Annotated in this window: 14 protein-coding genes; 6 read left to right on the top strand and 8 right to left on the bottom strand. The window is 73.2% G+C overall.

Annotated elements, in window-relative coordinates; all coding sequences use genetic code 11:
- Position 1: 1 nt before the first annotated feature.
- The 5 genes from AC3EVP_RS03245 to AC3EVP_RS03225 form a co-directional block, all read right to left on the bottom strand.
- Positions 2-934: an ABC transporter permease gene (locus AC3EVP_RS03245; RefSeq protein ID WP_435125753.1), complete on the bottom strand. Its 933-nt coding sequence runs from the start codon at positions 932-934 to the stop codon at positions 2-4.
- The gene (locus tag AC3EVP_RS03240; protein WP_335980622.1) at positions 927-1,850 is read right to left on the bottom strand and encodes an ABC transporter permease; all 924 of its coding nucleotides are present in this window, start codon (positions 1,848-1,850) and stop codon (positions 927-929) included. Before AC3EVP_RS03240 ends, AC3EVP_RS03245 begins: the two co-directional genes overlap by 8 nt.
- Positions 1,851-1,928: 78 nt before the next feature.
- Complete coding sequence (locus tag AC3EVP_RS03235) at positions 1,929-3,563, bottom strand: peptide ABC transporter substrate-binding protein (protein ID WP_435125751.1); 1,635 nt, start codon at positions 3,561-3,563, stop codon at positions 1,929-1,931.
- Positions 3,564-3,993: 430 nt separating this feature from the next.
- Positions 3,994-5,859, bottom strand: coding sequence for a translational GTPase TypA (gene typA, locus AC3EVP_RS03230; protein WP_335980627.1), 1,866 nt, complete (start codon positions 5,857-5,859; stop codon positions 3,994-3,996).
- Between the two features lie 252 nt (positions 5,860-6,111).
- Entirely contained in the window at positions 6,112-7,866 is a 1,755-nt protein-coding gene (locus AC3EVP_RS03225; protein WP_435172842.1) for an ABC transporter family substrate-binding protein, read from the bottom strand.
- A 424-nt stretch (positions 7,867-8,290) separates the two neighbouring features.
- Here AC3EVP_RS03225 and AC3EVP_RS03220 point away from each other — a divergent pair, with 424 nt between their 5' ends.
- The 4 genes from AC3EVP_RS03220 to AC3EVP_RS03205 all read left to right on the top strand — a co-directional run bounded on the left by AC3EVP_RS03220 (position 8,291) and on the right by AC3EVP_RS03205 (position 12,299).
- Positions 8,291-8,578, top strand: a complete 288-nt coding sequence (locus AC3EVP_RS03220; protein WP_335980632.1) for a hypothetical protein — start codon at positions 8,291-8,293, stop codon at positions 8,576-8,578.
- Between the two features lie 139 nt (positions 8,579-8,717).
- On the top strand, positions 8,718-9,566 hold the full coding sequence (locus AC3EVP_RS03215) for a hypothetical protein (protein ID WP_435125744.1): 849 nt from the start codon (positions 8,718-8,720) through the stop codon (positions 9,564-9,566).
- Between the two features lies 1 nt (position 9,567).
- Entirely contained in the window at positions 9,568-11,529 is a 1,962-nt protein-coding gene (locus AC3EVP_RS03210; RefSeq protein WP_435125742.1) for a fumarate reductase/succinate dehydrogenase flavoprotein subunit, read from the top strand.
- Entirely contained in the window at positions 11,526-12,299 is a 774-nt protein-coding gene (locus AC3EVP_RS03205) for a succinate dehydrogenase/fumarate reductase iron-sulfur subunit (protein WP_335980637.1), read from the top strand. The genes AC3EVP_RS03210 and AC3EVP_RS03205 overlap by 4 nt, the downstream gene beginning before the upstream one ends.
- Positions 12,300-12,333: 34 nt before the next feature.
- Here the strand turns inward: AC3EVP_RS03205 and AC3EVP_RS03200 are convergent, their stop codons facing one another.
- Together AC3EVP_RS03200 and AC3EVP_RS03195 are read right to left on the bottom strand one after the other, a co-directional pair.
- Positions 12,334-13,905, bottom strand: coding sequence for an ABC transporter substrate-binding protein (locus tag AC3EVP_RS03200; RefSeq protein WP_435125739.1), 1,572 nt, complete (start codon positions 13,903-13,905; stop codon positions 12,334-12,336).
- Positions 13,902-16,058, bottom strand: coding sequence for an ATP-binding protein (locus AC3EVP_RS03195; RefSeq protein WP_435125737.1), 2,157 nt, complete (start codon positions 16,056-16,058; stop codon positions 13,902-13,904). Before AC3EVP_RS03195 ends, AC3EVP_RS03200 begins: the two co-directional genes overlap by 4 nt.
- A 426-nt stretch (positions 16,059-16,484) precedes the next feature.
- Here AC3EVP_RS03195 and AC3EVP_RS03190 point away from each other — a divergent pair, with 426 nt between their 5' ends.
- Together AC3EVP_RS03190 and AC3EVP_RS03185 are read left to right on the top strand one after the other, a co-directional pair.
- The gene (locus AC3EVP_RS03190) at positions 16,485-18,635 is read left to right on the top strand and encodes a TPM domain-containing protein (RefSeq protein ID WP_435125735.1); all 2,151 of its coding nucleotides are present in this window, start codon (positions 16,485-16,487) and stop codon (positions 18,633-18,635) included.
- Positions 18,636-18,712: 77 nt separating this feature from the next.
- Positions 18,713-19,429 carry a PspA/IM30 family protein gene (locus tag AC3EVP_RS03185; protein ID WP_335980643.1) on the top strand — a complete coding sequence of 239 codons (717 nt, stop codon included), beginning with the start codon at positions 18,713-18,715 and terminating at the stop codon, positions 19,427-19,429.
- Between the two features lie 48 nt (positions 19,430-19,477).
- Here the strand turns inward: AC3EVP_RS03185 and AC3EVP_RS03180 are convergent, their stop codons facing one another.
- Complete coding sequence (locus AC3EVP_RS03180) at positions 19,478-22,042, bottom strand: SpoIIE family protein phosphatase (protein WP_435125733.1); 2,565 nt, start codon at positions 22,040-22,042, stop codon at positions 19,478-19,480.
- Between the last annotated feature and the right edge of the window lie 96 nt (positions 22,043-22,138).

The following is a 22,138-nucleotide window of genomic DNA, read 5'->3' as shown; positions in this document are numbered from 1 at the left end:
CCTAGCGCAGCTTGGGGTCGAGGGCGTCGCGGACCGCGTCGCCGAGCATGATGAACGCCAGCACGGTGATGCTCAGCGCGCCCGCGGGCCACAGCAGCATGTGCGGCGCGTTGCGGATCTCGCTGGACGCCTGGGAGATGTCGATGCCCCACGAGACGGCCGGCGGCTTGAGGCCCACCCCGAGGAAGGACAGCGTCGCCTCCAGCGAGATGAACGTGCCCAGCGCGATGGTGGCCACCACGATGATCGGGGCGAGCGCGTTGGGCGCGATGTGCCGCAGCAGCATCCGGGTGTTGCTCGCGCCGAGCGCGCGGGCGGCCTGGACGTAGTCCTGCTGCTTGGCGGTGATCACCGCACCGCGGGCGATCCGGGCGATCTGCGGCCAGCCCAGCAGCACGATGAAGACCGACACGGTGGTGACGGTGCCGCCCTTGACCACCGACAGGAACACCACGCCGCCCAGCAGGATCGGGATGCCGAAGAAGACGTCGCTGATCCGGGAGAGGATCGCGTCCCACCAGCCGCCGAAGAACCCGGCGAGGCCGCCGAGCAGCGAGCCGAGCACCGCGACCCCGATGGTGGAGAAGATGCCCACCGACACCGACGCGCGGGCGCCGTACACCGTGCGGGTGTAGACGTCGCAGCCCTGGGTGTCGAAGCCGAAGGGGTGCCCGGAGGTCGGCCCCATCTGGGACTTGGCCAGGTCGCAGGAGAGCGGGTTGCCGCTGGCGATCGCGCCGGGCCAGATGGCGATGAAGACCAGGAAGAGGATGAGCAGGCCGGAGACGTAGAACATCGGCTTGCGGCTGAGGTCCCGGAGCGCGTCGGACCACAGGCTGCGCGCCTTCGCGCGCTCCCCGCCGGTCACGGCGGACGGCGTGGGGACGGTGCCGGCGGCGTCGGCCACCGCCTGGCTGTCGGTCATCTCAGGCATACCGAATCCTCGGGTCCAGGACCGCGTAGAGCAGGTCGACGAGCAGGTTGGCGGCGAGGAAGATGATCACCAGGATGGTGACGAAGCCGACCACCGTCGGGGGGTTCTGCCGCAGGATGCCCTGGTAGAGCTGGTAGCCGACGCCGTGGATGTTGAAGATCCGCTCGGTGACGACCGCGCCGCCCATCAGGGCGCCGACGTCGGTGCCGAGGAAGGTCACCACGGGTATCAGCGAGTTGCGCAGCAGGTGCACGGTGACCACGCGGCGCCGGGGCAGGCCCTTGGCGACGGCGGTGCGCAGGTAGTCGGCGCGGGAGTTCTCCGCGACCGAGGTCCGGGTCAGCCGGGCCACGTACGCCAGCGAGACGCCCGCCAGCACCAGGCCCGGCATGATCAGGTCGCCGATCGGGGCGCCCTCGGCGACCGCGGGGTTGGCGACGTGCCACTTGACGCCGAAGAAGTACTGGAGCAGGTAGCCGGTGACGAAGGTGGGGACGGCCACCACGATCAGGGTGAACGCGAGCACCCCGGAGTCGGCCAGCCGCCCGCGGCGCAAGCCCGCGATCAGGCCGAGGCCGACACCGGCCACCGCCTCGATCACGAACGCGACCAGGGTCAGCCGGATGGTGACCGGGAACGCGGTGCCCATCAGCTCGGTGACCGGCTGGCCGTTGGCCGAGGTGCCGAAGTCACCGGTGAAGATCTGCTTCATGTAGTGGACGTACTGGGCCGGGAGCGGGTGGTCCAGGTACATCGCGTGCCGGATCTGCGCGGCGGTCGCCGGGTCGGGCGCCTTGTCGCCGAACATGGCCGCCACGGGGTCGCCGAGGGCGTAGACCATGACGAAGATCAGAAACGTCGTGCCGATGAAGACCGGCACCATCTGGAGCAGTCGCCTGATGACGTAGCGCCCCATGTGTCCTCCAGGGATCGGACCAGACGGTGGTGCGCGCCCGCCCCGGGGTCGCCGGGGCGGGCGCGGCACGGCATCAGGTCAGCTGTTGACCGTGATGTCCGTGTAGACGGGGTAGCTGAACGCGTTCTCGGTCACGTTCGAGACGCGAGAGGACCAGCCCGCCTCGCCGTTCTGGTACCAGAGCGGGATCACCGGCATGTCGGTGAAGAGCAGCTTCTCGGCCTGCTGGTAGAGCTGCGTGGCCTTGGTGGTGTCCGGCTCGGCGTTCGCCTGCTTGATCAGCGCGTCGAACTTCGGGTTGCTGTAGTGCGAGTCGTTCGAGCTGCCACCGGTCGCGTACAGCGGCGTCAGGAAGTCGTCGATCAGCGGGTAGTCCATCTGCCAGCCGGACCGGAACGGGTTGGTCATCTCACCCTTGGTGATCTGGTTCCGGAAGTCGGCGAAGGTGCCGGTGGGGGCGCCCACGCACGCCTTGTTGTCGCCCAGCACGTTGTTGATGCTGTTGCAGACCGCGTCCACCCACTGCTTGTGCGAGCCGGAGTCGGCGTTGTAGCCGATCGTCATGTGGCCGCCGGGGATGCCGCCGCCGGCCTTGATCAGCTCGCGCGCCTTGGCCGGGTTGTACGTCACCGCGTCGCCCGCGATGGTCGCGCTGTAGCCGCCGGCCGCGCCGAGCACGGGCGAGGTGAGGTCGCCGGCCGGGGTGCGGGTGCCCTGGAAGATCTTCTGGGTGATGGTCTTGCGGTCGATCGCCATCGACAGGCCGAGCCGGACCTTCTCCATGCCCGCCTTGCTCCAGGACTTCTGGTTCAGCGGGAAGGAGACGGTCTGGATGATGCCGGCCGGCTGGTTGAGGTAGCGGCCGTCCAGGTCGGACTTGGCGTGCGTGAGCTGCTCGGCCGGGATGTCGTCCAGCACGTCCAGGTTGCCGGCCTGGAGGTCGGCGTAGGCGGTGTTGGAGTCGGTGTAGACCTTGAGCAGCACGCCCTTGTTCTTCGGCTTGCTCGGGCCGGTGTAGTACGGGTTCGGGACCAGCTTCATGCTGGAGCCCTTGCTGTACGACACGACCTTGTACGGGCCGTCGCCGACCGGCTTGTTCAGGTACCCGGCGTGGTCGGTGAAGAACGACTTCGGCAGCGGCGCGAACGCCTTGTAGCCGAGCCGGTCCGGCCAGGTGGAGAACTTCTGGGTGAGCTTGACGGTGAAGGTGGAGCCGTCGACGACCTTCAGGCCGGACATGGTCTTCGCCGTCGGGGAGCCGCTGGCCGGGTGGACCTGGTCGTAGCCGTCGATGTCCTCGAAGAAGTACGCGTTGAGCTGCTTGTTGGTGAGCAGCGCGCCGTAGTTCCAGGCGTCGACGAAGGAGCTGGCGGTCACCGCGGTGCCGTCGGAGAACTTCAGGCCCGGCTTGAGCTTGATGGTGAAGTTCTGCTGGTCGGTGGTGGTGATCGACTGGGCCGCCTCGAGGTTGGCCTTCCCGGTCTTCGGGTCGTACTCCTTGAGGTCCATGAAGATCATGTCCAGGACCTTGCCGCCCTGCACCTCGTTGGTGTTCGCCGGCTCCAGCGGGTTCTGGGGGTCGCCCCACCAGGCGCGGACGATCCCGTCGTCGGAACCGCCGGCGTTGTCCGTGCTGCCGGAACCGCAGGCGGTCGCGGCCAGCGCCACCACTGCCGCTCCTACGACCCACTTGGCGCTCTTGGCACCGCGCATGGGTATGCCTCCTCAGGAGTCACTGTCGATACGTGTGTCGATGTACGGAGGCCGAACGCCTCTGACACCCCTGACAGCGACTGCGGCCTACCGCGCCCGAGAGTCGGCGGTGTGACCGCGCGTGACCCATTGACCCGAGCTCAACCCGATCCACTATCCGTCACGGTGGACGGCCTCGGAGCAGCCCTGGTCACGCCCAGATCACGGCGCCAGGCATATGCCATCCTGAAATCCGGACAATCTGGAACGTATACAGACACCAACAAAACGGGAAATGTGAATTAACTAACGGGCGGGCGTGTCCGATATCCGGACGCGCGACAGCGGCCGCCGGTCACTGACCGGACAGCCACTCGGGCCGGCGGCACCGCCGCCGGACATGCCGGAGGGGCGCCGGGCATCGCGCCCAGCGCCCCTCCGGTGGACGTGGCTACCGCTTGGCGCGGGCGGCCGCCCGGCCGCGCTCCTTCTGGTCCAGGACGACCTTGCGGATGCGCACGGTCTCCGGGGTGACCTCGATGCACTCGTCGTCGCGGCAGAACTCCAGTGACTGCTCCAGCGACAGCTTCCGCGGCGGCACGATCGACTCGGTCACGTCCGCGGTGGACGACCGCATGTTGGTGAGCTTCTTCTCCTTGGTGATGTTCACGTCCATGTCGTCGGCGCGGGAGTTCTCGCCGACGATCATGCCCTCGTAGACCTCCGTGGTCGGCTCGCAGAACAGCACGCCGCGCTCCTGGAGGTTGGTCATCGCGAACGGCGTCACGACACCGGCGCGGTCCGCGACCAGCGAGCCGTTGTTGCGGGTGCGCAGCTCGCCGAACCACGGCTCGTGGCCCTCGAAGATGGAGTGCGCGATGCCGGTGCCGCGGGTCTGGGTGAGGAACTCCGTCCGGAATCCGATCAGGCCGCGGGACGGCACGATCCACTCCATCCTGATCCAGCCCGAGCCGTGGTTGGTCATCGTCTCCATCCGGCCCTTGCGGGTCGCCATCAGCTGGGTGATCGCGCCCAGGTGCTCCTCCGGCGAGTCGATGGTCATCCGCTCGATCGGCTCGTGCAGCTTGCCGTCGATCTCCCGGGTGACCACCTCGGGCTTGCCGACGGTCAGCTCGAAGCCCTCCCGGCGCATCGTCTCGACCAGGATCGCCAGCGCCAGCTCACCGCGGCCCTGCACCTCCCAGGCGTCCGGGCGCTCGGTCGGCAGCACCCGCAGCGAGACGTTGCCGACCAGCTCGCGCTCCAGCCGGTCCTTCACCAGGCGGGCGGTCACCTTGTGGCCCTTGCCGCCCTTGCCGACCAGCGGCGAGGTGTTGGTGCCGATCGTCATCGAGATGGCCGGCTCGTCCACCGTGATCAGCGGCAGCGCGATCGGGTTCTCCGGGTCGGCGAGCGTCTCGCCGATCATGATGTCGGGGATGCCCGCCACCGCGCAGATGTCACCGGGGCCGGCGGACTCCGCGGGCTTGCGGGTCAGCGCCTCGGTCATCAGCAGCTCGGTGATGCGGACGTTGGAGACGGTGCCGTCCCGCTTGATCCACGCGACCGTCTGCCCCTTCTCCAGGTGCCCCTGCTCGACCCGCAGCAGCGCGATCCGGCCGAGGAAGTTGTCCGCGTCGAGGTTGGTGACGTGGGCCTGGAGCGGCGCGTCCTCGTCGTACGTCGGCGCGGGGACGGTGGACAGGATGGTCGAGAAGAACGGCTCCAGGCTGTCGCTGTCGGCCGGCACCGTGCCGTTCTCCGGCTTGGTGAGCGAGGCGATGCCGTCCCGCGCACACGCGTAGACGATCGGGAACTCGATCTGGTCCTCGTCCGCGTCCAGGTCCAGGAACAGGTCGTACGTCTCGTTGACGACCTCGTCGATCCGGGAGTCGGGGCGGTCGGTCTTGTTGATGCACAGGATCACCGGCAGCCGTGCCGACAGTGCCTTGCGCAGCACGAAGCGGGTCTGCGGCAGCGGGCCCTCGGAGGCGTCCACCAGCAGCACCACCGCGTCGACCATGGACAGGCCGCGCTCGACCTCGCCGCCGAAGTCGGCGTGGCCGGGGGTGTCGATGATGTTGATCGTGACCGGGTCTCCGCCGTCCTTCGGGTGGTACCTGACGGCGGTGTTCTTCGCGAGAATGGTGATGCCCTTCTCGCGCTCCAGGTCGTTGGAGTCCATCATCCGGTCGTCCAGATGCTGGTGCGCGGCGAACGCGCCCGCCTGCTTCAGCATGGCGTCCACCAGGGTCGTCTTCCCGTGGTCGACGTGGGCGACGATGGCGACGTTACGGATGTCGTGGCGCGTGGACATGACTGCGGCGCTTCTCCCGGGATCGTGGATGGCGTCGCGCCTTCTCCTTCAACGCGAATCGCCCGCCGGGCAGGGTCACGCCACGGCCTCACCCTATGGTAGGCGAGCCACGGGGTACCCGAGCGACTGCGGCCCCCTCCGGGTGGGCACGGAGGGGGCCGAGCGAATACAGGGGCGCGGGGAACTGCGCGACAAGCCACCCACCGGGGGTGGTCCCGGAACCGACAGGACCACCCGAGCCGGAGGGTCCCGTTACCTGCGGAACCCGATGTTCTGGTACGCCGGCGTCTCGAAGCCGAAGGCCCCCGCGTTGGCCACGTCGGTCCGCAGCGCGACGACCTCGGGACGCTGGTAGAGCGGGATCGACGCCGCGGCCGCCCAGATCCGCTCGTCGGCCTGGTCCGTCAGGCTCCGCGCCTGCTTCGCGTCGAGCTCCGTGCCGGCCCGCGCCATGAGCTGGTCGATCTGGTCGGTGCCGACCCGCGTGTAGTTCTCGGCGACCGCCAGCGACCCGTCCGGCGCGGGCACCGGCTTCGCGAAGATCGGCGTGTCGTCGGTCGCCGGGAACGCGGTGCCCGGCCACGAGTACAGCGCCAGGTCGAAGTCGCCGGACGCGACGTGGTCCTGGAAGTAGCTGTCCTCCGCCACCTTGCTGATCTCCGTGCGGATGCCGATCCGCGAGAGCATCCGCGCGATCTGCCCGCCGACCTGGTCCAGCGTCGGCGAGTCCGCCGGCAGCACGAACCGCATCGTCAGGTCCTTGCCGTCCTTCGTCGCCGCCCGCGCCGGCTCCACCACGGTCAGCGCGCCGGACGCGGTGACCCGGCCCGACCCGGCCGGCCCGGCCGCCTTCTCCCCGGTCTTCCCGGCGGCCGGCTGCCGCCAGCCGGCGTCCGCGAGCAGCGCCGCGGCCTGCTCGGTGTCGGCCTTGCCGAGCGCCGAACTGTGGTCGACGTAACCCTCCTGCGAGGGCAGCACCAGGTGGTTGCCGAGCGGCTCGGCGGTCAGCCCGACCGGCGTGAGGACGGTCGCCGCGATCTTCTTCCGGTCGATCGCGCGGGCCACCGCGTGCCGCACCTTCTCGTCGGCGAGCGGGCCGGAGCTGCCGTTCAGCGCGAGCTGCGCATAGGCGGCGTCCGGCGCGGTGCGCACCCCGACGCCCGTGGTGCGCTTGGCCGCGGCCAGCTCGTCCGGGTCGATCTCGGCGACGTCCAGCTTGCCCGCGGCCATCTGCGCCGGGCGCTTGTCGCGCGGCACCGCGGTCAGCACGATCTTGTCGAGCTTGGCCCGCGCGCCCCACCAATGGTCGTTGCGGGCGAGGGTGACGGTCCCGGCGTCGGTGTCCTCCGCTTTCACCGTGAACGGCCCGGCGGACACCGGCAGCGAGGTGCGCACGCCGTCGTTGAAGGCGTCCGTGCTGCCGGTCACCGACTTCGGGTACAGCGGCGCGAACAGCGAGCGCCAGTCGGCGTAGGGCGTGGCGAAGGTGACCTTGACCTGGTGCGCGTCGGCGCCGCGGCTGATCGCGGAGATCCGGTCGTAGCCGGCGTTGCGGGCGGTCCAGAACGCGCTGTTCTTCCCGCCGAGCGCCTTCCACTGCGCGACGAAGTCGTCGGCGCCGACGGCCCGGCCGTCGCTCCACTTCGCCCGCGGGTTGAGGTCGTAGGTGACGACCTGGCGCGGGTCCTGGGCGGTGACGCTCGCGGCGGTGGCGTAGTCGGTGTCGAGCCGCGGGGTGCCGTGGGCGTCCAGCCGGAACATCGCGGGCAGGGTCGCGCCGGTGACGGTGGTGGTGCCGGCGTCCGCGTCGGACTGGTAGGCGTTGAGGGTCTTCGGCATCGCGTCGACGGCCCAGGTCAGGGTGCCGCCGTCGCGCACCCCGGCGCGGGAGACGGCGGCCACGTCGGTCCCGGCGGTGCCGGCCGCCTTGGTCCCGGACGAGGAGCAGGCGGTCAGCGCGGTGGCGCCGGCCGCCACCGCCACGGCGACGCACACCGTGGTCGACACGGCACGGCGGCGCCGCCGCCGAGGAGGGGCCGGCGGTACGGCGGTCGGTTGCGCGCTGCGGTTCATGGGCTCGGACACCTCCGCGGCCCGGCAGGCGCCGCTCTACGGCGCACGACCGGGACGTCATCGATCGGCCTGAAGCACGGGACGGGGGCAGCGGGGGCTCCGCCCTCGCTGCAAGAAGAGCTGTGCCCGCTGCGGCCCGGGACACGACGCACCTGCGCCCGGGGTCCACCCGGACGGCTCAGAAACCGCCGCCGACCGCCGTACGGGCGGGCCGCGCGGGTCCGGCCGGTTCCGGGCCCGGTCCGTGCAGCGGTCTTCACAAGAGCCGGTGTGACACGCGACACTCGCAGCGCTGCTTCGCACCTTCGCACCTTCGCAGCTCCGTAACTACGCACGGCGACCGATGGCGAGGGCACCCATGTCCCTGCACGACGACCTGACTTCGGTCCAGCGGCGGCTGGACGACCTGATGCGCTGCGTGGGCCGGCTCGACGAGCACGCCGGCGAGACCCTGGACATGCGCCGGGTGCGGTCGGCCGCCGACCACCTGCGGGAGAGCCTGAGCCTGCTGCGGGAGTCGGTCCCGGCGGCCGCCCGGCACCGCGTGCCCGAGGTCGTACCGGTGCCGGACGCGCCCTACGACCGCGGGCTGTGGGCCGACGCCGAGGACGAGGGGCTCGGCTCCCCGCACCGGCACGCGCCCTGAGCGGCGCCCCCGCCGACCGGTCCCTGCCCCGGCGGTCCCGGCGTACGACGCCGGCGCCGCGCCGCGCGGCCTCATCCCGGCCCCGACCCGCCGCCCCGCCCGGCGGGTGCGTTCCCCGCCCTCCACCGCGGAGTGACCCTTGTCGACCGGAACCGCACCGAACTCCCCCACCACCCCGCCCTCCCCCGCGCGCACCGCCCGCGGCGTCGGCAGCCCCGGCCGCGCGGCCATCTCCGCGCCGCACCTGAGAACCGACCGCTGGTGGCTGCCGCCGCTGGTCAGCGCGCTCGGGCTGGCCGCGTTCGTCGGCTACTCGACCTGGCGGGCGTTCGCCGGCGCGCACTACTACGCGGCGCCGTACGTGTCGCCGTTCTACTCGCCCTGCCTCGCCTCGAACTGCACCGACATGAACGGCGGCGCCGACTGGCACCTGTTCGGGAACTGGTGGGGGCTGTCGCCCGCGCTGCTGGTGCTGGTCTTCCCGCTGGGCTTCCGGCTGACCTGCTACTACTACCGCAAGACGTACTACCGCTCGTTCTGGCTGTCGCCGCCGGCCTGCGCGGTGGCCGAGCCGCACGCGTCGTACAGCGGGGAGACCCGGCTGCCGCTGATCCTGCAGAACATCCACCGCTACTTCTTCTACCTGGCCGTGGTGGTCGCGGGCATCCTCAGCTACGACACGGTGCTCGCCTTCCGCGACCGGCACGGCCACTGGGGCCACGCGGGCCTGGGCACCCTGGTGCTGCTGGTCAACATCGCGCTGATCTGGGCGTACACCCTGTCCTGCCACTCCTGCCGGCACATCATCGGCGGCAAGCTGCGGCACTTCTCCGCCCACCCGGTGCGCTACCGGCTGTGGGGCTGGGTCGGGGCGCTCAACGGCCGCCACATGCTGCTCGCCTGGTCCTCGCTGGTCAGCGTCGGCGTCGCGGACCTGTACGTGTACCTGGTGTCCAGCGGCGTCTTCGACGATCCGAGGTTCTTCTGAGATGAGTCATGTGGAACGGCACGCCTACGACGTGGTGGTGGTCGGTGCGGGCGGCGCGGGGCTGCGGGCCGCGATCGAGGCCCGCGCGCAGGGCCTGCGCACCGCGGTGATCTGCAAGTCCCTCTTCGGCAAGGCCCACACGGTGATGGCCGAGGGCGGCATCGCGGCGAGCATGGGCAACGTCAACTCCGGCGACAACTGGCAGGTGCACTTCCGCGACACCATGCGCGGCGGGAAGTTCCTCAACCAGTGGCGGATGGCCGAGCTGCACGCCAAGGAGGCGCCGGACCGGGTTTGGGAGCTGGAGACCTGGGGCGCGCTGTTCGACCGCACCGCGGACGGGCGGATATCGCAGCGCAACTTCGGCGGCCACGAGTACCCGCGGCTGGCGCACGTCGGCGACCGTACCGGCCTGGAGCTGATCCGCACCCTCCAGCAGAAGGTCGTCGCGCTCCAGCAGGAGGACCGCGCGGCCGGCGGCGACTACGAGTCCCGGCTGCGGATCTTCCAGGAGTGCACGGTCACCCGGGTTCTGAAGGGCCCGGGCGGCGAGGTCGCCGGGGTCTTCGGGTACGTCCGCGAGTCGGGGCGGCTGTTCGTGATCGACGCGCCCGCGGTGGTGCTGGCCACCGGCGGGGTCGGCAAGTCGTTCAAGGTGACCTCCAACTCCTGGGAGTACACCGGCGACGGGCACGCGCTGGCGCTGCTGGCCGGGGCGCCGCTGATCAACATGGAGTTCATCCAGTTCCACCCGACCGGGATGGTCTGGCCGCCGTCGGTGAAGGGCATCCTCGTCACCGAGTCGGTGCGCGGCGACGGCGGGGTGCTGCGCAACAGCGCGGGCGAGCGCTTCATGTTCGGCTACGTGCCGGAGGTGTTCAAGGAGAAGTACGCGCAGTCCGAGGAGGAGGCCGACGGCTGGTACACCGACCCCGACCACCACCGCAGGCCGCCGGAGCTGCTGCCGCGCGACGAGGTGGCCCGCGCGATCAACTCCGAGGTGAAGGCCGGGCGCGGCTCCCCGCACGGCGGGGTGTTCCTGGACGTGTCCACCCGGCTGTCGCCGGAGGAGATCACCCGCCGGCTGCCGTCGATGCACCACCAGTTCAAGGAGCTGGCCGATGTCGACATCACCGCCGAGGCGATGGAGGTCGGGCCGACCTGCCACTACATGATGGGCGGGGTCGAGGTGGACCCGGACACCGCGGCGGCGACCGGGGTGCCGGGGCTGTTCGCGGCCGGCGAGGTGGCCGGCGGCATGCACGGCTCGAACCGGCTGGGCGGCAACTCCCTGTCCGACCTGCTGGTGTTCGGCCGCCGCGCGGGGCTGTACGCGGCGCGATACGCGGCCGGGCTGGGTGGGGGCCGCCCCGTCGCGGACGACGCGCAGATCGACGAGGCGGCGGCGGAGGCGCTGCGGCCGTTCACCGCGGCCGACGAGGCGGGGGCGGCCGGAGCAGCCGGAGCCGGCCGGGAGGGCGGGGCCGCGGGAGCCGCCGGGAGCGCCGCCGTCGAGAACCCCTACACCCTGCACCAGGAGTTGCAGCAGGTGATGAACGACCTGGTCGGGATCATCCGGCGGGCCCCGGAGATGGAGCAGGCGCTCCAGCGGCTGGCGGTGCTGCGGGAGCGGGCCGGGCGGGCCGGGGTGGAGGGGCACCGGCAGTTCAACCCGGGCTGGCACCTGGCGATCGACCTGCGCAACATGCTGCTGGTCAGCGAGTGCGTGGCCCGGGCGGCGCTGGAGCGCACCGAGAGCCGCGGCGGGCACACCCGCGACGACCACCCGGACATGGACCGCGCCTGGCGCCGGGTCAACCTGGTCTGCGAGCTGTCGGACGCGGCCGGCGGCGCGGTGGCCCTGCGCCGCCGCGCGACCGCCCCGATCCGGCCCGACCTGCTCGCCCTGTTCGAACCGGACGAGCTGCGGAAGTACCTGACGGACGAGGAGGTGGACGCGTGAGCACGTACACGGCCCGGTTCCGGGTGTGGCGGGGCGACGCCGAGGGCGGCGGCCTCGCGGACTACGACGTCGAGGTGAACGACGGCGAGGTGGTGCTCGACATCATCCACCGGCTCCAGGCCACCCAGGCGAACGACCTCGCGGTGCGCTGGAACTGCAAGGCGGGCAAGTGCGGTTCGTGCAGCGCGGAGGTCAACGGGCGGCCGCGGCTGATGTGCATGACCCGGATGTCGGTCTTCGAGCGGGGCGAGAGCGTGACCGTCACGCCGCTGCGGGCCTTCCCGGTGATCCGCGACCTCGTCACGGACGTGTCCTTCAACTACGCCAAGGCCCGCGAGATCCCGGCGTTCGTGCCGCCGGAGGGCGTCGCGGCCGGGGAGTACCGGATGGCGCAGGTGGACGTGGAGCGCTCGCAGGAGTTCCGCAAGTGCATCGAGTGCTTCCTGTGCCAGGACACCTGCCATGTGGTGCGCGACCACGAGGAGAACAAGGACGCGTTCGCCGGGCCGCGGTTCCTGATGCGCGTCGCCGAGCTGGACATGCATCCGCTGGACGCGGCTGCCGCCGGCGGCGGCCCGACCCGGGCGGAGTCCGCGCAGGACGACCACGGGCTGGGCTACTGCAACATCACCAAGTGCTGCACCGAGGTCTGCCCCGAGCACATCCACATCACCGACAACGCGCTGATCCCGCTGAAGGAGCGCGCCGTCGACCGCAAGTACGACCCGCTGGTGTGGCTGGGCGCGAAGATCAGGCGCCGCGACCGGTAGCTCCCGCGCCACGCCGTGCCCGCCGGCCAGCGGCTCATCCGACCGGGGGCGCGGCCGACGGCCATGTCACCCTCAGCACGCGCGGGCTGCCGTCCGGTCCCAGCCGCAGGATCGGGCCGGCCTTGCCGACCGGATCGCTGCCGGTACGACTGGTCTGGTAGTTCGCGGTGAACCGGATCGGGCCGCTCGCCCCGAGCACCTGGTGGGCGCCCTGGAGCGCACCGAGTTCACCGGCCACCGCCTCGGCGGGCGGCTGCCGCTGCTCGGTCAGCCGGATCGCGGACACGCCGGTCAGGGTCGCGTCGTACGCCGTCATGGTGTTGCCGTCGGTGAGGGCGCCGCCGGGGAAGAGCTGCTGGAAGGTCTGGTCGAAGGCGTGGAAGCCGCGGGCGCCGTCCTGCTCGTCCCGCGTCGCGCCGGGCCTGTCGGCGAAGTCCCACTCGTCGGGGTGGGCGACGCCCGCGTAGTCCACCTCGACGTGGCCGTCCAGGTCGCGCCGCAGCTGCGGGGTGACGGCCAGGTTGGGCACGTCGTCGCCGCTGACGATCTCGATCCGCTTGTCCAGGCAGGTGGTGGCGAAGGCGTGCACGAGCACCCCGACGTCCTGGCCGCGGCCGGCGAAGAGCACCACCGCGGGTTGCTGCGCGCAGATGTCCAGCGCCATCTGGCTGATCCGGGTGGCGACTTCCTGCTCGGCGTCGGCCTGGTCCGACTCCGAGACGGCCCGGTCGCGCCTGGTGGTGTCGAACGGTTCCACGTCCACGATCCGGTGGTGCGGCAGGGCGGCGAACTTCCGGAAGCCGCTGACGAGTGTGGCGTCGTAGCTGTCGCCGGCGTTGCCGTCCTCGACCAGCACCGCGCGCGGGTACCGCGCCTGGACGTACGACAGCGCGGCGGCCATGTTGTCCTGGTTGCTCGGGGCGACCCGCACGAAGTTCCTGATGTTGCTGAAGCTGTCGGCGGTGATGGTCGCGCCGACCACGGGGATGCCCCGGCCGGTCAGCTCGCGCACCGCGCGGCTGGTGCCGTCCAGGCTCAGGCCGAGCCCGGTCACCGCCGCCACGTGCTGCGCGGTGGCGTGCTCGATCGTCTCGGTGGCCGCCTTCCACTGGTTGGCCTGGTACCCGTCGCTGCCGATCAGCAGCCGGATGTACGGCGCGACGCCCTCGACGCTCTGCCGGTTGGCGGCGTACTGCGCGGTGTAGGCGCCGCGCACCTGCTCGACGATGCTGGCCATCGACATGATGCTGCCGCTGTGGGCGGAGATCGGGAGCAGGAGCACCACGCTGACGTAGTCCTTCGGGTGTTCCCGGGTGACGGCCCGGTTCTCCTCGCGGACCCGCTGCTCCACGCCGCGCATCCGCGGGTCGAACGCGTAGGCGCCGTCGGTGATTCCGACGCACTCGCCGTTCGCGCCCTCATGGGTGACGGTGGTCGCGCCGGAGCGCATGCACGGCCGGTGGCGGACCCGGTCGACGGCCACCAGCGCGCCGAGCAGGGCGGCGACCAGCCCCAGCGCGACCGTCGCGGCCACGGCCGCCCGCATCGGGCGGGGCAGGTTGCCGTACCACTGCTCGTACGTCCTGAGCGCGCGCGGAACTCTCATCGCTGCTTCCACTCCTCCTCGACCAGGTGGTACTTGCCGGACTCCTCGAACAGCGCTTCGTTGCCGCCGGCGATCGCGGCGAGGTTGCCGTACTCGGCGGCGACCAGCCCGGCCAGGTGGTGGTGCGGGTCGAACGAGCGGTCGCCGTGCAGCCACCGCGCGGCCACCAGCCGCCCGATGGTCCGGCCGCGGTCGCGGGGGTCGGGCCGCCCGGCCAGGCCGGTGACGAAGGTGCGCGGATCGCCCTGCGTGCGCAGCCGGTTGGGTGCCGCAGCCACCTGGCCCAGGAGCGACTGCCACTGCTCGGTCGTCGCACAGCGGTCGTACTCCCGCTCCAGGTAGCCGGCCACCTCGGCGAGCAGCTCGCGGTGGGAGAGGGTGACCCGGGCCAGGAGGTGGTGGTGGCGCAGCGGCTCGTCGTCGCGGCCCGAGTAGTGCGCGGCGTAGCCCTGGTGGGCGCCGTCCCACACCTCGGGGACGGCGGCGAGCCGGCGGTGCAGCAGGACGGCCGCCAGCGGGTGCAGCCGTACCGCGGGTCCGGGGGCCGCGGCCGGTGCGGCCGGGCCCCCGGGCTGCTCCTCGGGCGGCTCGGGCGGCGTCTCCTGCAACCACAGCGTCGCGGCGAGCCGGTGGCGTGCGGCGGCCGCGGAGAACCGGGTCCAGCCCAGGAAGTGCAGCGCCGCGGTGCCGGCGCCCAGCCGGAGGCCGGGGGTGAGCGCGAGCACGGCCATGGTGTCCAGCAGCGAGCCGCCGCCGGGGTCCGCGGCGGGGACGCCCCCGATGCCGGCGAGGCGGTCGGCACTGAGGGCGGCGAGGCTGTCGTCGAGGCCGTCGGTGAGGTCGTCGCCGTGGTCGTCCGCCAGGATGCGGCGCAGCAGGTACGCGGCCACGGTCGGGCCCCCGTCCCGGTCCGGTGCCGCGGCCCCCGGCCGGGTCGGGCGGCCGGGCGGCGGCCAGTGGTCGGGCAGGTCCTCGGCGAGAGGCAGCGGCCGGTCCAGCAGCAGCCGCGGGTCCCGCGCGGCCGCTTCGGGCCGGGCCAGCAGGTGCGCGAGCCGGTCGACCGCCTCCGGGTGGCCGCCGGTCAGGTCGCGCAGGTGGCTCGCGTCGCGCTTCTGGCTGCCCAGGACGCTGCTGCCGCACATCACCACCACGTCCTCGTGGCCGAGGTCGGTGAGCCTGATCGGATACCACCACACCGGGTGGTCCGCGCCGGCCGGAGCGGCGGGGTGCCGGACGGCGAAGGCCAGCCGGTCGTCGGTCGAGGCGAGCGGGGCCATCGCGGTGTGCGCCCGGCCGCGCCTGGCGGCCACCACCAGCACCGGGTCGGGCCGCTCGCGCGCCCGGTGGCTCTCCCGGCGGCACTCGGCGACCAGTTCCAGGAACAGCTCGCCGGCCCGGCTGCCCGCCTCGTCGAGCAGCAGCAGGCAGTTGGCGGGCCGCTGGCCGCGCAGGGACCGCCCGTTGAAGTCCGCGCGCAGGTCCGCGAGCAGGGCGGCGCAGACCGTCTTCAGTGCCGAGCGGGCGGCGTCCGGCACACTGCTGCGCCCGTGGTGGCGGCGGTGGACCTCCCACAGCCGGTCCGTGGCACTGCCGCTGCCGGGCGCGTGCTGTTCCAGCCAATGCCGGGCCGCCGCGTCGCCGCGCCGCCGCCGGCCGATTCCGGACAGCAGCGTCCCCACCACCTTGGCGGCGGCCGAGAGCAGCACCTGCTGGTCGGCGGGGAGCAGCGGGGCCGCGCGTGCCGCGAGGCCGTCGAGCGCGGAACTGGCGGCGGCGTCCTGCGGGTCGGCCGCCAGGTACTTCTCGAACGCGGCGCGCCCGCCGCCGTCGTCCACGAAGCTCAGCGCCTTGAAGATCATCCGGGTGCGGCAGAAGCGGACCGGGTGGATGCCCGGGACCCGGCGCCCCCAGCCCCGGACGGCGGCCAGCACGATGTCCTCGACCGCCTCGGCCCGATCCAGGTCGAGGCGGGCGCTCAGGCAGCGCCCGCCGAACTCCCGCCACAGCCGGTCGAGCAGCACCGTGCCGCCGCTGCCGTGCGACCCGACGAGCAGCACCAGGGGCAGCGGCCCGCCGGGCACGCCGGAGCGTCTCAGCGCGTCCCGCACGAACTCGACCACCCGTACCCGGCCGTACAGCCTGCCGTCCGTCATCTCCCGTGCCTCCGGCTGTCAGGAAACAGTCCCCCGTGCCCGCGCCGCCGGAACGACCGCGTCCCGTCCGGGGCGCCACGGGCACCGAACGGGGGGCGGCCCGGTACTTCGCGCGGCCTTTCCGCGGCAGCGCGCCACGGTGTTCTCCGCGGCCGGTCTCCGCGCGGCGTGGAAACCGGCTCCCCCGTTCGGCGGAATCCGGAGACTAGACCCGGCCGGTCGGGACCCGTCCCGCATACGGACGGCCTTCCCCTTTCGGGGAACGCCCGCGCCGCTCGCCCGCGCGCCGCGCACCGCGGTGGTATCGGGCCAGGTCGGGGGCGCGGGTGCGGGCCCGCTCCCCGGTCGCGCGACGCATACGCCGCACATACGCTCCCGAAAAGAGCCACGCGGTGGGCCGTGGCGCGGACAGCGGGAGGCAACGCGGTGCGCCACACACGTAAGTCGCCGGCCGCCGCCCTGGCCGTGCTGGCCGCTCTGGCGGTGGGCGGGGTCCTGTCGCCGCCGGCGGCCGCCGACACGCCGATACCCCTGGCCAGGACCGGGCAGGTCACCGACCAGGTGGACGCCCTCCAGGACCGGGCCGGCGAGGTGCGCCTGGCACTCGACCGGCTCTACGACCAGCACCGGGTGCAGCTCTTCACGGTCTACGTCAACGGCTTCTCCGGTGCCTCCCCGCAGGACTGGGCGGACGCGACCGCGGAGCGCAACGGGCTGGGCCGCAAGGACGTCCTGCTGGCGGTGGCCACCCGCGACCGGCAGTACGCCGTCTCCGCCGACCAGCAGTCGGGGCTGTCCCAGCAGCAGATCGACGAGGTGAACGACCGGGCGATCGAGCCGGCGCTGCGGCAGAACGACTGGGCGGGCGCGGCGGTCGGCGCCGCGAACGGCTACGACGCGGTGCTCGGCGGCGGCCCCGTCGCCGCCCCGGTGATCACCCCGGGCGCGGCGGACCCGGGCGGCGCGCACAGCCGCTCGACCGGTTCGGTGTGGATTCCGGTGGTCGCGCTGGGCGCGGCGCTGCTGCTGGGCATATGGGCGTACCGCAGGCGGGCGGCGCAGCAGCGGCCGGTGCGCACCTCCGCAGGGCAGGGCGCAGAGCAGTGGCGGGCGCGGCCGAAGCAGCCGGTGCCGGTCACGCCGCTGCCGGAGCTGGACGCGCAGGCGCGCGAGCTGCTGGTGGCCACGGACGACGCGGTGCGCACCAGCGAGGAGGACGTGGGGTTCGCGGCGGCGCAGTTCGGGGATGACGCGGCGCGGCCGTTCGGCGAGGCGGTGGAGTACGCCAAGGACGAGCTGACCGCGGCGTTCCGGCTGCGGCAGAAGCTGGACGACGCGTACCCGGAGGACGACGAGACCCGGCGGCAGATGCTCGGCGAGATCCTGTCGCGCTGCACCCAGGCGAACCGGCGGCTGGACGCGGAGTCGGAGGCGTTCGACCGGCTGCGCGCGATGGAGGCGAACGCGCCGCAGGTGCTGGCGCGGGCCGAGGAGGCCGCGGTGGCGCTGCCGGCCCGGATCGACGCCGCGGCCGCCGCGCTGGGCCCGCTGGCCGAGCGGTACGCCGACTCCGCGCTGGAGCCGGTGGCCGGCCACCCGCACGAGGCCCGCGACCGGCTGGGCTTCGCCCGCACCAGCCTGGAGCAGGCGCAGGAGGCGATCGGCACCGACCACGGCCGCGCGGCCGTCTTCGTCCGCGCCGCGGAGGGCGCGCTGGACCAGGCGGCGGTCCTCGCGGACTCCGTCATCCGCAGGGAGCAGGAGCTGCGCGCGGCCGACACGAAGCTGGCCGAGGCCCTGGCGGAGGCCGAGGCCGACCTCGCCGAGGCCCGGGCGGTCCTCGGCGGACCCGGCGCGGGCGGCGCGAACGGCGCGGGCGGTGCAGGGGATGCGGGCGGGCTGGCGCACGCGGAGCTGCGGGGGCGGGTGGCGCGGGTGGAGAGCGTACTGGCAGCGGTGCGCGGGGAGCTGGCGCAGGGGCGGCCGGACCCGATCGCGGCGCTGCGCCGGGTGGAGGAGGCGGACGCGGCGCTCGACGGGGCGCTGGCCGGGGCCCGGGAGGAGGAGGCCGGGCAGCGCCGGACCGCGGGGCTGCTGGAGCAGGCGCTGCTGGCGGCGCGCAGCGAGGTCGCGGCGGCGCGGGACACGGTCACCACGCACCGCGGCGCGATCGGCAGCCGGGCCAGGACCCGGCTGACCGAGGCCGAGCGCCGGCTGCACCGGGCGGAGGCGCTGGCGGCGGACGACCCGCGGCAGGCGCTGGAGCACGCCCGCGAGGCGGACCGGCTGGCGCGGGAGGCGCAGGCGTACGCCCAGGACGACGTCTCCGGCTTCGGCGGGCGGCGCGGGCGCGGCGGCGCGGGCGGCGGCATGGGCGGCATGGCCGGGGTCGGCGGCGCGGTGCTCGGCGGCATCCTGCTGGGCGACCTGCTCGGCGGGGGCCGCAGCCGCGGCGCCGGCATGGGCGGGTACGGCGGCTACAGCGGGTACGGGAGCGGGAGGGGCGGCGGCGCGGGCCCGGGCAGCTTCGGCGGCGGCGGAACCCGCGGCCGGATGGGCGGGGGCGGGAGGTTCTAGACCGCCCGGCCCTCCCCCCACAGGACATCGAGAACCGTAGGACACCAGGTGGACACCAGGTCAGCCAAGGAGTGGCGATGACGAAGCAGACGATCCTCGGCCGGGTGGCGCAGCTCGCCAAGGCGAACATCAACGCGCTCCTCGACCAGGCCGAGGACCCGCAGAAGATGATCGACCAGCTCGTCCGGGAGTACACCGACAACATCCGGGAGGCCGAGGACGCCGTCGCCGGCACCATCGGCCAGCTGCGGATGGCCGAGCAGGACCACGCCGAGGACGTGTCCGCGGCGGCGGAGTGGGGCGGCAAGGCGGCCGCGGCCAGCCGCAAGGCGGACGAGCTGCGGGCCGCGGGCGGCAGCGAGGAGGCCGACCGGTTCGACAACCTCGCCAAGGTGGCGCTCGGCCGGCAGCTCCAGTCGGAGAAGGAGGCGCGGGCCGCAGAGCCGGTGATCGCCTCGCAGCGCGAGGTGGTGGGCCAACTCCGCGGCGGCCTGGACGACATGAGGGAGCGGCTGCGGCAGCTCCAGGCGAAGCGGGACGAGTTGGTGGCCCGTTCGCGCAGCGCGCACGCGCAGAACACCATGATGGACGCGGTCAAGAGCGTCAACGTGCTCGATCCGACGAGCGAGTTGGGCCGCTTCGAGGACAAGGTGCGGCGCGAGGAGGCGCGGGCGCAGGGCCGCCGGGAGCTGGCGGCCTCCTCGCTGGACGCCCAGTTCGAGTCCCTGGACGCCCTGGGCGACCGCACGGAGATCGACGCCCGGCTGGCCCGCCTGAAGTCCGGCGCCGCCTGACACGCCCCGCCGTGCGGCAGCCGGCGTGCGGCGGGGCGTGCGGCGGGGTCAGAACATGCTGAGCAGGTCGTCCACGGACGGGCCGGCCGGCCCCGGCTGGTCGCCGCCGCGCAGCGCCAGCTCGAACCAGACGGTCTTGCCGCGGTGGGTGCGGCGGCTGCCCCAGCTCTGGCTGAGCATCGCGACCAGTTGCAGGCCGCGGCCGCCCTCGTCGGTGTCCCGGGCGCGGCGGCGGCGCGGCTGCATCAGCGCGTTGTCCCACACCTCGCAGACCAGGGTGCGGTCCAGCAGCAGCCGGAGCCGTATGTCGCCGTAGCCGTGCCGCAGGGCGTTGGTGACCAGTTCGCTGACGAGCAGTTCCGTGGTGTCCACCAGGTCGCCCAGGTCCCAGTCCAGCAGCTGGTCGCGGGCGAGTTCGCGGGCGCGGGCGACGGAGGTGGGCTGCGGTGCGAGCGTCCAGTCGCCGACCTGGTCGGCGGGCAGCCCGCGGATACGGGCCGTCAGCAGCGCGATGTCGTCCTCGCCGTGGGCGGTGTCGAGGGTGGCCAGGACGTGGTCGCAGACGTCCTCCAGCGGCCGCTGCGGGCCGGCCAGTGCGGCGCGGAAGGCGTCCAGGCCCTCGTCGAGCGGGTGGTTGCGGGACTCGACCAGCCCGTCGGTGTAGAGGGCGAGCAGGGCGCCCTCGGGCAGTTCGACCTCGACCTCCTCGAACGGCTCGCTGCCCACCCCCAGCGGCACCCCGCGCGGCACCTCGAGCAGCAGCGGGTCCTCCCCCGGTTCGACCAGGACCGGCGGCAGGTGGCCGGCGTTGGCGATGGTGCAGCGGCGGGTCACCGCGTCGTAGACGACGTAGATGCAGGTGGCGAGGTAGACCTCGGCGAGGTCCATGTCGGCGGGGTTCTTCGAGCGGCGGGTGCGGCCGGCGGAGGAGGAGCCGAGCCCTTCGGCGACCTCGTCCAACGCGCCGAGCACCTCGGCCGGTTCGAGGTCGAGCATGGCCAGGGTGCGCACCGCGGTGCGCAGTTCGCCCATCGCGACGGCCGCGCGCAGCCCGCGGCCCATCACGTCGCCGACGACCAGCGCGGTGCGGTGGCCGGGCAGTTCGATGACGTCGAACCAGTCGCCGCCGACCTCGGTCTCCATGCTGCCGGGCAGGTAGCGGCAGGCGATGTCCAGGCCGGTCGCCTCCGGGTCGTCCGGGGGCAGCAGGCTGCGCTGGAGGATCAGGGCGCGTTCGTGCTCGCGCCGGTAGAGCCGGGCGTTGTCGAGGAAGATGGCGGCGCGGGCGGCCAGTTCCTCGGCGAGCATCCGGTCCCGCTCGGTGAACGGCTCGCTGCCCTTGGCCCGGGAGAACTGCACCAGGCCCAGCACGGTGTCGCGGGCCACCATCGGCACCACCAGCGTGGACTGGACCAGCGGGGTGCCGCCCAGGTCGTGGCCGCCCTCGCCGTCGAGTACCTGGAGCTGGGCGGTGCGCAGCGCGCGGGCGGCGGCGGAGGAGAAGCGGAAGCGGTGCACGGAGCCGACCGACACCGGTCCGTCGCTGGGCTCCACGTCGTCGTCGCCGGCCATCGCCACCGGGGCGTCGGACACCGAACTGGCGAAGGCGACCCGGCGCACCTCGCCGCTGCCGTCGGTGGTGCCGGCCAGGTCCTCCGCGCCGGACAGCAGCGCCTGGTAGAGGTCCACGGAGGCGAGGTCGCAGAAGTGCGGCACCGCCACGTCGAGCAGTTCGCGGGCGGTGGTCTCCAGGTCGAGCGAGGTGCCGATGCGCGAGCCGGCCTCGTTGAGCAGCGCGAGGTTGCGGCGGGCGTGGGCGGCCTCGCGCTCGGCGCGCTGCCGTCCGGTGACGTCCATCGCCAGGCCGGCGACGCCGATCGGGCGGCCGGAGTTGCTGTGCAGCCGGTAAAGCGAGATGGACCAGCGGCGGCGGGCCGGGTCGCCGGGCACGGTCCCGACCAGCGGCATGTCCAGCACCGCGTCGCCGGTCTCCAGCACCTGCCGCAGCGCGGCGGACAGCCGGTCGGCCTCCACCCGGGACAGGAAGTCCTGCGGGCCGCGGCCGGGCTGCTCGGTGGGGCGGCCGAAGACCGCGGCGAAGCGCTCGTTGACCCGGACCAGGCGCAGCCGGGTGTCGAAGAGCACGAAGCCCATCGGGGACTGCCCGAAGACGGCCTGGGAGGCGGCCAGGTCCGTCTCGATCTGGCGCAGCGCGGCGACGTCGACCGCCAGGCACAGCGCGCCGTGGTCGGCGGGCATGACGTAGACCTCGGCGCGGCCCTCGGCGCCGGACGCGTCGCGGTAGGGCACCAGGCCCTGCCACTCGCGGCCGTCGAGGATCTGCGCGAGCCGCTCGTGGGCGCGCGGCTGGACGTCCGGGGGTGCGAAGGCGGCGATCGGGTCCATGCCGACGGCCTCGGCGGCGGTCAGGCCGAAGAACTCGGTGGCGCGCTCGCTCCACTGGTCGATGCGGCCCTCGCGGTCGAGGGAGAAGGACGCGACACGTATGTAGTCATACAGGGACCCGGGCGGGCTGGACTGCCAGACGCCGGCATGTGCCGCGTCCGCGTCGTCGTCGCCGGGCGAAACCGCCCCTGCTGGCATGTCGCTCACTCGCCCGACCCCTCCAGCTCAGCACACTTGGACCGGTTGGAACCGAGTATTCAGCATGCGGACCGTCCAGCACACGGTCTTGTGGATCACAGCATC

The sequence above is a fragment of the Actinacidiphila sp. bgisy144 genome, assembly GCF_057708105.1.
This window is presented reverse-complemented; position numbering and strand designations above follow the sequence as displayed.

Bases quoted from the DNA above. Each gene is read 5' to 3' on its own strand.
- AC3EVP_RS03245 (WP_435125753.1), bottom strand. From the start codon at position 934: ATGCCTGAGATGACCGACAGCCAGGCGGTGGCCGACGCCGCCGGCACC.
- AC3EVP_RS03240 (WP_335980622.1), bottom strand. From the start codon at position 1,850: ATGGGGCGCTACGTCATCAGGCGACTGCTCCAGATGGTGCCGGTCTTC.
- AC3EVP_RS03235 (WP_435125751.1), bottom strand. From the start codon at position 3,563: ATGCGCGGTGCCAAGAGCGCCAAGTGGGTCGTAGGAGCGGCAGTGGTG.
- typA (WP_335980627.1), bottom strand. From the start codon at position 5,859: ATGTCCACGCGCCACGACATCCGTAACGTCGCCATCGTCGCCCACGTC.
- AC3EVP_RS03220 (WP_335980632.1), top strand. From the start codon at position 8,291: ATGTCCCTGCACGACGACCTGACTTCGGTCCAGCGGCGGCTGGACGAC.
- AC3EVP_RS03210 (WP_435125742.1), top strand. From the start codon at position 9,568: ATGAGTCATGTGGAACGGCACGCCTACGACGTGGTGGTGGTCGGTGCG.
- AC3EVP_RS03200 (WP_435125739.1), bottom strand. From the start codon at position 13,905: ATGAGAGTTCCGCGCGCGCTCAGGACGTACGAGCAGTGGTACGGCAAC.
- AC3EVP_RS03195 (WP_435125737.1), bottom strand. From the start codon at position 16,058: ATGACGGACGGCAGGCTGTACGGCCGGGTACGGGTGGTCGAGTTCGTG.
- AC3EVP_RS03185 (WP_335980643.1), top strand. From the start codon at position 18,713: ATGACGAAGCAGACGATCCTCGGCCGGGTGGCGCAGCTCGCCAAGGCG.